12 protein-coding genes and 1 pseudogene are annotated in these 11,322 nt (G+C 53.7%); 7 read left to right on the top strand and 6 right to left on the bottom strand.

From position 1 onward, the window contains the following. Nucleotides 1-58: 58 nt before the first annotated feature. The 3 genes from ACYVJT_RS10140 to ACYVJT_RS10150 form a co-directional block, all read right to left on the bottom strand. Nucleotides 59-406 carry an RNA polymerase-binding protein RbpA gene (locus ACYVJT_RS10140; RefSeq protein WP_343957329.1) on the bottom strand — a complete coding sequence of 116 codons (348 nt, stop codon included), beginning with the start codon at nucleotides 404-406 and terminating at the stop codon, nucleotides 59-61. A 79-nt stretch (nucleotides 407-485) separates the two neighbouring features. Next, nucleotides 486-1,604, bottom strand: coding sequence for an SPFH domain-containing protein (locus tag ACYVJT_RS10145; RefSeq protein ID WP_343957327.1), 1,119 nt, complete (start codon nucleotides 1,602-1,604; stop codon nucleotides 486-488). A gap of 79 nt (nucleotides 1,605-1,683) precedes the next feature. Then, the gene (locus tag ACYVJT_RS10150) at nucleotides 1,684-2,148 is read right to left on the bottom strand and encodes an NfeD family protein (protein ID WP_343957325.1); all 465 of its coding nucleotides are present in this window, start codon (nucleotides 2,146-2,148) and stop codon (nucleotides 1,684-1,686) included. Between the two features lie 94 nt (nucleotides 2,149-2,242). On the opposite strand from ACYVJT_RS10150, the gene ACYVJT_RS10155 reads away from it, so the two are divergent. After that, on the top strand, nucleotides 2,243-2,845 hold the full coding sequence (locus tag ACYVJT_RS10155; RefSeq protein ID WP_343957323.1) for a maltokinase N-terminal cap-like domain-containing protein: 603 nt from the start codon (nucleotides 2,243-2,245) through the stop codon (nucleotides 2,843-2,845). 81 nt (nucleotides 2,846-2,926) lie between these two features. Here ACYVJT_RS10155 and ACYVJT_RS10160 read toward each other — a convergent pair whose 3' ends face one another. Then, nucleotides 2,927-3,505, bottom strand: a complete 579-nt coding sequence (locus ACYVJT_RS10160) for a hypothetical protein (RefSeq protein WP_343957321.1) — start codon at nucleotides 3,503-3,505, stop codon at nucleotides 2,927-2,929. Between the two features lie 188 nt (nucleotides 3,506-3,693). Between ACYVJT_RS10160 and ACYVJT_RS10165 the strand changes: the two genes are divergently transcribed. After that, nucleotides 3,694-4,089 carry a DUF3054 domain-containing protein gene (locus ACYVJT_RS10165; RefSeq protein WP_343957319.1) on the top strand — a complete coding sequence of 132 codons (396 nt, stop codon included), beginning with the start codon at nucleotides 3,694-3,696 and terminating at the stop codon, nucleotides 4,087-4,089. Nucleotides 4,090-4,119: 30 nt separating this feature from the next. After that, nucleotides 4,120-4,398 (top strand): Lrp/AsnC family transcriptional regulator, encoded by a 279-nt coding sequence (locus ACYVJT_RS10170; protein WP_343957316.1) that lies wholly within the window; start codon nucleotides 4,120-4,122, stop codon nucleotides 4,396-4,398. A 70-nt stretch (nucleotides 4,399-4,468) separates the two neighbouring features. On the opposite strand, the gene trpD is transcribed toward ACYVJT_RS10170, so the two are convergent. Continuing rightward, nucleotides 4,469-5,503 carry an anthranilate phosphoribosyltransferase gene (gene trpD, locus ACYVJT_RS10175; protein ID WP_343957314.1) on the bottom strand — a complete coding sequence of 345 codons (1,035 nt, stop codon included), beginning with the start codon at nucleotides 5,501-5,503 and terminating at the stop codon, nucleotides 4,469-4,471. A 323-nt stretch (nucleotides 5,504-5,826) separates the two neighbouring features. Here trpD and ctaE point away from each other — a divergent pair, with 323 nt between their 5' ends. The 4 genes from ctaE (at nucleotide 5,827) to qcrB (ending at nucleotide 10,226) form a co-directional block, all read left to right on the top strand. Then, nucleotides 5,827-6,459: an aa3-type cytochrome oxidase subunit III gene (ctaE, locus tag ACYVJT_RS10180; protein ID WP_425579870.1), complete on the top strand. Its 633-nt coding sequence runs from the start codon at nucleotides 5,827-5,829 to the stop codon at nucleotides 6,457-6,459. Nucleotides 6,460-6,558: 99 nt separating this feature from the next. Continuing rightward, complete coding sequence (gene qcrC / locus ACYVJT_RS10185) at nucleotides 6,559-7,362, top strand: cytochrome bc1 complex diheme cytochrome c subunit (RefSeq protein WP_343957312.1); 804 nt, start codon at nucleotides 6,559-6,561, stop codon at nucleotides 7,360-7,362. Between the two features lie 63 nt (nucleotides 7,363-7,425). Further along, nucleotides 7,426-8,529, top strand: a complete 1,104-nt coding sequence (gene qcrA / locus ACYVJT_RS10190) for a cytochrome bc1 complex Rieske iron-sulfur subunit (RefSeq protein WP_343957309.1) — start codon at nucleotides 7,426-7,428, stop codon at nucleotides 8,527-8,529. Continuing rightward, a complete protein-coding gene (qcrB, locus tag ACYVJT_RS10195) occupies nucleotides 8,529-10,226 on the top strand; it encodes a cytochrome bc1 complex cytochrome b subunit (protein WP_343957307.1) in 1,698 nt (565 codons plus the stop codon). The genes qcrA and qcrB overlap by 1 nt, the downstream gene beginning before the upstream one ends. A gap of 886 nt (nucleotides 10,227-11,112) precedes the next feature. Here qcrB and ACYVJT_RS10200 read toward each other — a convergent pair. Next, nucleotides 11,113-11,322, bottom strand: a pseudogene (locus ACYVJT_RS10200) (hypothetical protein); the annotation flags it as partial.

An 11,322-nucleotide genomic window follows, 5' to 3' on the forward strand; every position in this document is an offset into this window, starting at 1 on the left:
TGGAGCGGGCCGGTAACCATCGTGGTTACCGGCCCTTACTGTAAAATCTTTGCGTAAGTTAGACGTCTACATCTTCGCCGCGACGCGCGCGAAACTTCTGTAGTTGCCCCTCGAGTGTCGCATCGAGCTCTTCAATGCTGCGACGTTCCAGCAACATGTCCCAGTGGGTACGCTGTGGTTTCGTATCATTGATATCTGGCGTTATCGCGTCAACGCGTAGCGCTTCTTTACCGGATTTCGTGTGCCATGTGTTTGGTACATCGGCTTCGGCAGCAAACGTTACGACAACCGATTCGCCATCTTCCGTGCGATATTCGACTTGTTGACGTGCAGCAGGCTCGACACCCGCTTCGGTTTCCATCGACTGGGCACCGATACGCATACCGCGTAGTGAACGATCAGACATTCAGATATTCCTCCAACCAAAATTCTGCAGACAAGACAGTCTATCGAAAAACGTCTCGCAATGTGTAACCCGTTCCAGACTACTTTTGTTCCCCGTCATCACGGCGCGTTCGATGCTGCTGGTATTGGTCTTCGTCAAACTCTGGCTGAGCCAGTGCATCCTCCAAGGACGTGTCTTTGAGTTTTGGTGCCTTTGGTGCAACATCAGCAATCTCTGCAGCAGTCGTTGGACGCTTTTCACGGCGTGAGCGTGGGGTGGGCGGGGGAGTCGGGGCATCAGAGTCGTCGCCCGATCCGGTGGAGCCGTCCGGTGGGGTAGCGCCGCCTGGTTGTGGGCCGTAAGTTCCACCAAACCGGTTCAAAGCGTCGGTGACTTCGGAGGGGATGATCCACATCTTGGAAGATTCCGAGTCGGCAATCTGCGGTAAGACCTGTAGGTACTGGTAAGCCAAAAGATCTGCGTTCGGCTGGCCTTCGTGGATTGCTTCGAAAACCGTCACGATGGCTTCTGCCTCAGCGTTAGCTCGCAGAATGGCAGCCTGCGCGTCACCTTCGGCTTCTAGAATGGCCGCCTGACGTTGACCTTCCGCCGTCAAGATTTCTGACTGCTTCTGTCCTTCGGCGGTCAAAATAGCGGCACGACGATCGCGTTCCGCACGCATTTGCTTTTCCATCGAGTCCTGAATGGTGCGTGGGGGATCAATAGCCTTCAACTCGACGCGCGACACACGCAGACCCCACTTGGAAGTTGCTTCGTCGAGCACGCCACGCAGCTGGGTATTGATGGCATCACGTGATGTCAGCGTCTCTTCGAGGTTCATGAAACCGACCACGTTACGAATGGTCGTCGTGGTGAGGTTTTCAACCGCCGCAATATAATTGGCAATACCGTAGGTCGCCGCCGTTGGGTCGGTGATCTGAAAGTACACCACGGTATCGATGGACACCACGAGGTTGTCTTCGGTAATGACCGGCTGTGGCGGGAAGGTAACCACTTGCTCACGCATATCAATGAGTGGCAGCATTTCATCGACAAACGGGACCATCATGGTCAAGCCAGCCATCTGTGTCCGTTGATATTTACCGAGCCGTTGGATAATCCCACAGTGCCCCTGAGGAACAATGCGGAAGGACTTCGCCAAGATGGCCACCACAAAGATGGCCAACACGACGAAGAGGATGATAAGAAAAATATCCATAGTTCTTCCTGATTGATCGTTGGTGTCGCTTTATATGACTGACATTATCTATGTGAAACTCAATGGTGAACTCATGACCTCAAGCAGGTGCCGACTCCGAAGTCGCAGCAACCCACACGATAGCTCCTTCAATTTGTTGGACTACCACCGGAGCGTCAACGGGGATCGGTGTTGGCCCATACGTACGAGCCGACCATATTTCATTGCCGATCCGCACTCTGCCCGCACTTGAGGTCACATCCTCAGTGACCTCACCCACATGACCAACGTAACGGTTCACGCTCCAGGGGGAGGGGCCGGTGTCATTCTCTTTTCGTTTTGTATCAAAGCTGCGAAGCCACAAGAGAGAGGCGATAGATATAACCGTCACAATAATGAACTGCACGTAGATTGGCGCGCCCAATACATCGGCGATGATCGCCGTCACAGCACCCGCAGAAATCAGCAAGAAGGTCATTTCGCCGGTGAGAACCTGTAGGCTAATCAACAGCAGCATGATAATCAGCCAGAAGGACCAAAAATTCTCCAGAATCCACTCAAACATGCTGGCCTCCCAAATGTACGTTCATGTGACTAGGATACTTCCGATTCACAGTTGATTGGTGCGTTCCCTACAGATTACGGCGTAGAATAGTTGCATGGCCACAATTTATACTGCGGAAACGAATCCCACGAAAAAAGAATTTGTGACCTCGTGGTTAGACAATCAATTCTGGGGCGGATCTGGCGATCCAGAGCTCATCGGCACGTATCGGTTCGACGATACCAGCGGTGAAGTTGGTTTCGAGGGATTCGTACTCAAACGTGGCGACACGATTCTCCATCTGCCGGTGACGTATCGTGCTGCGCCGCTGGACGGTGCTGACGACTACTTGATCACCAAAATGAATCACTCAGTTTTGGGGGATCGTTGGGCATACGATGCGATGGCTGACCCGGTAGGCATCCACATGTTGAATCAAGCACTTGCTGGAGAAATTCACCAGGCAGAACTGCATTTCTACAATGAAGATGGCCAATATCTTGGGTCAGAAGACTCCGACATCAGCATCTATATACGCGGGGAACTGCCAGACAGTTGGGGCACGGTCTCAGTCCACCACGTACTGGACCACCTCGATCTCGATGGTGGCGAATATCGACGACTGGTCGGTCGTTGGGAAGATGCCTCTGCGACGTTATTCGAGCTCACGCCAACACCTGAAACTCCAACAGATTCCAATCCAATCATCGCCGAATAACGCACCACTTCTACGTATTAACTTGAACGCCGATAATCTACATTATGTAAAGTTGACAGCCTGGAAAGCCCCTCGCCGGACTTATGCACGCCTCTTCGCTTGTGTGCCGATGAACGTCTGTATCTCGTGCGCTAACCAATAGGCTGCTCGGCGTGATTCATACCAGTACCCCGCTTGAAGTCTTGCCGACACGGCCTGCTGTGATACCCCCAGCTCACTTGCTGTGAGTGACTGAGAGTTGCCAGCGTTGACCATCACCCCGGCTTCTTGGCCCTCGTCGGACCTGCGCCGTTCTATGGCTGATAGCAACTGCAAGCTGGACTCAATAGCCCCTAATTGTGGCACCTCCTTTGGCCCGATAATGGCCCCACTATCTGCCATCGCTACTAAGACCTGTCCCGGCGCCCGTAGCGCGTCACCAGCCACCGCCAATGCCGCGACGAGGTCGCATTGGAGACCGTCGGATCCCATGGCGTCGCTCCCCTGGTGGCCTGGCAGTAAGGTGAGGTGCATCCCCCAAAATGCCGAGCGTGCCACAGATAAAATAAGCCCCACAGCCTCATGTGGCGATGCGAGACATCCCTGTACCTGATGATGATGAGCCTTGAAACCCGCTACTGGAGTATCGACCGCATGCGGATGCGAACTGAGTGATGCCACCAGTTGCCCCACTGCTTGTACGGCTTGACCTTTTGAAAGGCTTTTAGTCGGGGTTAACGTCACACACAGCATACAAACAAGCCTATCCCCTTGTGGTGTGCGAGAGTCGACAATCCCCCAGCACGGCGTATGAGATGCGTTACAAGCAAAACATTTTGAAGATGCCAATCTGCCCTAGACTAAAGAATATGACCACTGAGCCCAAACCTGCGTCTACCTCTCACGTGACGGCCATGATGATTATTGATGCTGTATTGATTGTTATTTTCGCGATCATTGGCGTGGCGTCTCATGACGGAAATCTTGGCATAAGCAATATTGCTCGAGTCGCTATTCCATTTTTACTGCCGTATCTCTTTTTGGCCGCAGCGATCAAACCGACCGAGCTTATCAACAACATTTTTCCTGCAGGTCTGGCACTCTGGCTCATCACTGTTGTACTCGGGCCGATACTTCGCTCCATGTTATTTAGTGATACTTCTGCTCTTGCCTTCATCTTGGTCGCAGCTGGCGTTCTTGCCGTATTTATACTTGGGCGCCGAAGCATTTCGACGCTACTCACTCGTCAACGTAAAACCGCCTAGACTGAACACTGAAATACCCCGAGGAGGACCATGGTTACCGCATTTGTCATGATCAAAACTGACACGAATCGCATTCCAGAAATAGCCAATGATCTGGCTGACAAAGAAGGCATCACACAGGTGTACTCCGTCACAGGCCACTGGGACCTTATTGCCATGGTGCGCGTGCGTGAATTTGACCAGTTGGAAGACGTCATCTCTGATCGACTCTCGAAAGTATCTGGCATCCGTGACACCGAAACGCTTTTGGCGTTTCGGGCGTATTCTCAGCATGATCTCGAAGAAGGATTCGCACTCGGATTCGAGTAGAGCTCCGACACCACTCCCCTGTGATAATGCTGCCTACAATTTCGTAGGCAGCATTCGTCATTGCAGGAACTTAGTTGTCGTACGGCCGAGAAACTTTTACCCAGTTATCCAGGACTTTCTGGGCAGCCCCTGAATCAATCGACTCTTCGGCGCGTTTCATATTTTGGCGCATACGGTCAAATAGATGGCCCGACGCGTTGCTATCGTATGCGGTGAGTCCTGCAGCAGTGTTCAGAAGAACTGCGTCTCGTACTGGACCGGTCTCCCCTGCCAGCATTTCCCGAACGATGCCGGCGTTGTATGCTCCGTCCTTACCTGCCAGAGATTCGACCGATACAAGCTCGATGCCAAATTCCTGTGGATGCAGCTCATGCTTCTCCACTGCGCCGTCGCGGATCTCAAACATCATGGACGGACCCGAGGTGGTGATTTTGTCCCGCCCGTCGGATCCTCGGAACACGAGCCCACGCACTCCCCTATCTGCAAGTACACCGGCCAGCAGGGGGGCCATCTTTTCAGATGCGCAACCCAACGCCTGTGCTTGGGCGCGAGCTGGATTTGATAAGGGGCCGAGATAGTTGAACGCGGTCGGGACGCCAAGCTGTTTGCGAGCCGGAGCCACGTAGCGCATTGAAGGATGGTACTCCTGCGCGAATAAAAAAGTGATCCCAGCCTCTTCGAGTGACTGTTTTGCACGCAACTGCGTGAGGTTTAGATCCACGCCTAACGCCTCGATGACATCCGCAGCCCCTGCCGTTGATGATGACCCTCGGTTGCCGTGTTTTACGATTTTTGCGCCGGCCCCTACTGCCACCAACGATGACATAGTGGAAAGATTCACCGTACCGAGGCGGTCTCCCCCAGTCCCCACAATATCCAGCACGTCGGACGGCAACTCAACACCGACGGCTTCGGCAAGCATTGCATCGGCTAAACCAAGAAGCTCCTCCACCGTCTCACCTTTTGTGGAAAGGGCCATCAAGAATCCAGCAATCTGAGCATCAGTGGCAATCCCGGACATCATCTCTTGCATCGCCCAAGCAGCTTGATCCTGCGTCAAATGCTGTTGATTCGATACTGCAGACAAGACTGTTGGCCAATTCATCAGATGTTTCCTCAGGACTATACGGTTCCTCATTACTGTGGTCATCCTATTACTCATCGTCGAAAGATTTCCCCACATAACCCTGTGCTGCAAGACGACGGCATGGTAGACCCCACTTTCTTGTGTCCTTTCGCTTAACAATTCGGTGGCTTCCACACGCGAGAAAAAGCACGTTCAGCTGACGTTCTGGGCAACGAAAACTGCGTACTCCCTGGGAATTATGCGGGTTGGCGGCGACCGTTGTTGTGCACTTCACAAGAAAAAGACACGCAATGGGCAAGTCTCATTGTGAATCTTGGACACTTTCGGGCCATAATGAAAGGGTGACAACATCAACTCAAACTCTCTCGCATAATCCCACCGGCTTCCCAAGTCGGCCCAACCTGTCTGCCGTCGGCACCATGGTGTGGCTTGCTTCGGAAGTAATGTTTTTCGGTGGTCTGTTCGCTATGTATTTCACACTGCGGTCGACATCACCGACACTGTGGGAAGAAAACACTGCGCAATTGGACCCGGTACTGGCGACGATCAACACCGTCGTGCTGGTCATCAGCTCGTTTACCGCCCAGTGGGGTACACACGCTGCCATCAACCTCCGTCCGCGTCGCACAAGCAACAAACTCAAGGACTGGGGTGTCGTGGAATGGTTCATCGCTTCCTTCATTCTTGGTTCGATCTTCTTGTCGGTACAGGCATACGAATACGCAGTTCTTGTATCGCACGGAGTGACAATTGCCGCGAATGCCTATGGTTCAGCCTTCTACATCACGACAGGCTTCCACGCGCTGCACGTTCTTGGTGGTTTGATCGCGTTCCTCTTCGTCATTGGACGCGCTCACCTTGCGAAGCGCTTTGGAAACCATGAATCTACGATTGCCATTGTCATTTCGTATTATTGGCACTTCGTTGACGTAGTCTGGGTAGCCCTTTGGTTCATCATCTACGTCATCCAGTGACCTGTTCGGTCCGCCGGCTCGACATCAATCGCACCCGAGGTAACCGGAACGGACTTGTCACACCCCATCCGGTTATACAAAATGTAAGGAATCCATAAAGTGAAGGCACTCTCACAGAACCGCCGCCACCCCATGGTCGGAGTGGCCCTGCTGTTGCTGGGTCTGTTGCTGACCGGAGGTCTATACTCGTTGGCCTCCAACATCAACTCCGCATCTGCTTATTCTCAAGCCGATTACACCAGCGCCGACAACATCGACGACGGTGAAACACTGTTCAACGCGAACTGCGCCTCCTGCCACGGAATCGGCGCAACCGGCGGACCCGCGGGTCCGTCTTTGATTGGTGTGGGTGCAGCCTCGGTTGATTTCCAGGTTGGAACCGGCCGTATGCCTCTTCAGATGACCGGTCCACAGGGGCAAGGAAAACCCAACCAGTTCAGTGAGGAACAGACCATGCAAATGGCTGCTTACGTTCACTCACTCGGCACCGGTCCAACTATCCCAGAAGAGGAATACCTCGACACAGATCACGCTGACGTCGATGTTGCACGTGGTGGCGACTTGTTCCGCGTCAACTGCGCAATGTGTCACTCTGCTTCTGGCGGTGGAGGTGCCCTGACTCGTGGTAAATATGCGCCTAGCGTGCACGGCGTTGAAGAGCAGCACATCTACGAAGCCATGGTGACTGGCCCACAGAACATGCCCGTCTTCTCCGACTCGAACCTGACTCCCGAAGACAAGCGCGATGTCATCGCCTACTTGAAGGAATTCGGAACCCAAGGTTATCCAGGTGGCGCATCGCTTGGTTCACTTGGCCCCGTAGCTGAGGGACTCTTCGTATGGACCGGTGGTCTCGCACTGCTCATCGGTTTCATGGTTTGGATGACCACCAGGTCGTCATAAGACTTATCGAATTTTCGTCGATTAAAACATCACCAACATCACTCAAGTAAAGGAATCAGATCTATGGGCGAGCACCGCCACGGAGATCCCGACACACCGGGCACCGTAGAGCGCGCTGGTGACGATTCGGGTAACTTCGCTATCGAAAACCCGGGATTGCCACCGCACCGGCCACGTATTACGGATGAGGATCCACGTGCCGCTAAGCGCGCAGAACGCCAGGTTTCTTTCCTGTTCATCCTGTCTATCCTCGGTACCATCCTGTTCTTTGTTGGGTACTTTGGGGTCGGACAGCTGCCTGCAGACGAAACTGACATGAACCTCATTCGCCTGCAGAACACACTACTGGGCCTCGGTACCGCATTTGCCATGCTGGGTATCGGCGTCGGTATCGTCCAGTGGGGTCGCGCCTTGATGCCAGACCATGAATGGGTTGAAGAACGCGAATCAGTCACGACAGAAGAAGATCGCGCCGATGCAGTCAACATCATCAACGATGTTGTTGACGAAACGCAGATCAAGCGTCGTCCACTCTTGCGTAATACTCTCATCGGTGCGCTTGCCATTGCGCCGCTGCCTGCCATTGCGATGTTCCGTGACCTAGATAACACGCGTAACCACTCTGATGATCCAGCAGAAAACTTTGGTGTCGAGCGTATGCGCCACACCGTATGGGATACCGGCACACGCCTGGTACGGGACGTGAGCGGCACTCCTATTAAGGCCTCCGATGTCACCATTGGATCCGCATTGCACGTCGTCCCAGACGGCCTGCTCGATATGGAACACGACATGCTGAACCAAAAGGCGAAAGCTGTTGTATTGCTCATGCGGCTCAACCCAGATGATATGCAAATCAGCGCGGGACGCGAAGACTGGCACGTCGATGGAATCGTTGCCTACTCGAAAATTTGCACTCACGTCGGTTGCCCGATCGCACTGTATGAACAGCACACACACCATCTGCTGTGCCCGTGCCACCAGTCAACTTATGACCTGACACAGGAGTGCAAGGTCATTTTCGGACCGGCATCACACCCACTGCCACAGCTGCCAATCTCTGTCGATAATGACGGCTACCTGGTTGCCCAAAGCGACTTCCAAGAGCCCGTCGGCCCCGTTTACTGGGAACGCGACCCAAGACCAGCTGAGGAGCGTGGTGCATAATGTCCGTTATGCAGGACTATCAAGCTTCCACCCGTACAGGCAAGATCGCAAACTTTGTCGACACCCGTATGGGCGCTTCCAAAATGGTCAAAGAGTTTGGTCGCAAACTCTTTCCAGACCACTGGACATTCCTTTTTGGTGAAGTAGCACTCTACTCTTTCATCATCGTCGTGCTCTCGGGGACCTTCCTCACCTTTTTCTTCGACCCGTCAATGTCTCACATTGTTTACGAAGGAGCGTATAAGCCGCTCTACGGCGTCGAAATGTCGGCCGCATATGCATCCGCCCTGGATATATCTTTTGAGATCCGTGGCGGACTGTTCATGCGTCAGGTACACCACTGGGGCGCGCTGATCTTCGTAGCGGCAGTTTCCGTGCACATGCTCCGGGTCTTCTTTACCGGTGCATTCCGTCGTCCGCGTGAACTCAACTGGGTCGTTGGTTCGGTACTGCTCATTCTGGCTCTCGCAGCTGGCTTCACCGGCTATTCCCTCCCAGACGAGGTGCTCTCCGGTAACGGTCTACGGATTATCGATGGCGTGATGAAAGCCATCCCAGTAGTTGGTACGTACATGTCGTTCTTCTTCTTCGGAGGAGAATTCCCAGGTACTGAAATTATTCCGCGACTGTACTCACTGCACATCATGGTCATCCCGGCACTCATCATCTTGCTGGTTGCAATCCACCTGTTCATGGTCGTCGTTCACAAACACGCTCAGTACCCTGGACCAGGTCGCAAGCACACCAACGTTGTCGGCTACCCCGTCGGCCCCGTCTATGCTGCAAAAGCCGGTGGCTTCTTCTTCATCGTTTTCGGGCTGATTGCTCTCATCTCAGGCTTCCTGCAGATCAACCCCATATGGACCTACGGCCCATATGACCCCTCACCTGTATCTGCTGGTACCCAGCCCGACTGGTACATCGGTTGGGTTGACGGTATCCTGCGACTCATGCCCGGTATGCTCGGTGACTTCTCCATGTTGTGGCATATCCCGATGCCATGGGGTTGGAATGCCCTCCCGATGGGTGTGCTCATACCGCTCATACCCGCGGGTGTGCTCATCGTTGGAATGGTCCTGTGGCCATGGCTCGAACGTGGCATCACCGGTGACAACCGTGAACACCACATTCTCGACCGACCACGCAACGCGCCGGGACGCACCGCCACCGGTGTTGCCGCAGTCATTTTCTACTGTGTTATGTGGGCAGCAGCGTCATCGGACTTGATGGCTGTTTACTTCATGCTCTCGTTGAATGACGTCGCCTATGCATTGCGCTTCCTGCTTATCTTTGGGCCCATCATCGGCTTCATCGTCACCAAGCGCATCTGTTTGGCACTGCAGCGCAAAGATCGCGAAATTGCGTTGCATGGTCGTGAGACTGGCGTCATCGAGTGGACTCCAGAAGGAGCTATTCTTGAGCGCCACGAAATGGTGGACCAGTACCGGCTCTACGAACTCGTAGCGTTCGAGTCACCAGAGGCAAAGCCTGCTCAGCCCAACAAAAAAGGCAAGGTCAGCCTCTTGGAGAAGCTCCGGGCCAGTGTGTCACGCCGATTCTTCGAAGACCGCGTTGCACCAGTGACCGCTGAGGAACTTGCCGAAGCTCGAGTAGAACACGATCAAGAGCGCCGTAAGCTCCAAGGCTCCGTTGACACAGCGGTCAACGAGCTCGAGGGTAAACGTGATCAGTCCTAAACATTAGGAAATTGACGATAAGGTCTGTCCGGTTGAATTCATTCAACCGGACAGACTGCTTTAACCGGACGTTTCCCTCAATACAAACGGTGAGATGTGCTCACTCCCCCGATGACACTCGGAACTACCTTAATACGATCACATACAACGTTAGGGGGCGCGCTGAAACCTCAACCAAGAAAATCTGGACATAATTAGGTATCTCCCGCATTCGGGCCGCACCTCACAGTCGCCTGCGGATTGAGCTGGGCTCTATCGAGACTCCCACGAAGAGTCCCTGCTCGGCCTCAATATAGTAAGTTGAGGGAGCAGGATCATATACAGCATGTTCGAGAGCCATGGCTTATCATCAGACTAAACCGATCGGCGCCAGTGATAGCGTACGTGATAGCCATCCGCGTGCAGGACCGACAAATTTTAGTCGCGCATAGTCTGCTATGTATTGGCGCATGTTGGGACTCTCGATGTCTACCCGGGTGGTCTTGCTTCGGATCCGATCTATGTTGGCATCACGGCGTCTGACGATCGAATTGCACCGGTCTAACCATTAGGAAACAACAATATGGACATCCGGCAGCGGCCATCTCAACTCATTGCGCATTCCGACGGGACCCGCAGTGTAATGCCCAGACATACATGCTCTGACTCGCAACGATCGCGAAAAGTCGCCCAAATCCAGAGCCTGAATCTTTCACAGCCCACCGCTACCGATTCATAATCCAAGTACTTCCCGATCCTCCGACCGGTGCTATCAAATCGTCGGACATCCGATAGTGAATACGCGTTCAAAACAGCCGTCAATACCGGTTGCCGAACCGAAACGGTAGTACGATCCATGGTCCTAGAACAGTACTAAGAGATTGCGCGGATAGGGGCTTATCGGCGCTTACCGGAAATCGTAAGGCTTGACGGTGCGGGTGTCCCACCGGTAGCGGAGTCTGGCTTCGTGGAGGAGTCGGCGTAGGACAATGATGGCGTTGGCCATGCTGGCCCACGCTTGCTGGGGCGGTTGTGTTCGATCCAGGACGACTTGTAAGATACCAAACCCGCGGCTGTGCCAGGAGTTGGTGCGCTCAATCATCCACCGTTTGGTGTG

It is taken from the genome of Yaniella soli (assembly GCF_054782375.1).

What these genes read in the sequence shown, in the direction of transcription:
- trpD (WP_343957314.1), bottom strand. Translation starts at nt 5,503, where the DNA reads ATGAATTGGCCAACAGTCTTGTCTGCAGTATCGAATCAACAGCATTTG.
- ACYVJT_RS10155 (WP_343957323.1), top strand. Translation starts at nt 2,243, where the DNA reads ATGGCCACAATTTATACTGCGGAAACGAATCCCACGAAAAAAGAATTT.
- ACYVJT_RS10145 (WP_343957327.1), bottom strand. Translation starts at nt 1,604, where the DNA reads ATGGATATTTTTCTTATCATCCTCTTCGTCGTGTTGGCCATCTTTGTG.
- qcrA (WP_343957309.1), top strand. Translation starts at nt 7,426, where the DNA reads ATGGGCGAGCACCGCCACGGAGATCCCGACACACCGGGCACCGTAGAG.
- ACYVJT_RS10140 (WP_343957329.1), bottom strand. Translation starts at nt 406, where the DNA reads ATGTCTGATCGTTCACTACGCGGTATGCGTATCGGTGCCCAGTCGATG.
- ACYVJT_RS10150 (WP_343957325.1), bottom strand. Translation starts at nt 2,148, where the DNA reads ATGTTTGAGTGGATTCTGGAGAATTTTTGGTCCTTCTGGCTGATTATC.
- ACYVJT_RS10165 (WP_343957319.1), top strand. Translation starts at nt 3,694, where the DNA reads ATGACCACTGAGCCCAAACCTGCGTCTACCTCTCACGTGACGGCCATG.
- ACYVJT_RS10170 (WP_343957316.1), top strand. Translation starts at nt 4,120, where the DNA reads ATGGTTACCGCATTTGTCATGATCAAAACTGACACGAATCGCATTCCA.
- qcrB (WP_343957307.1), top strand. Translation starts at nt 8,529, where the DNA reads ATGTCCGTTATGCAGGACTATCAAGCTTCCACCCGTACAGGCAAGATC.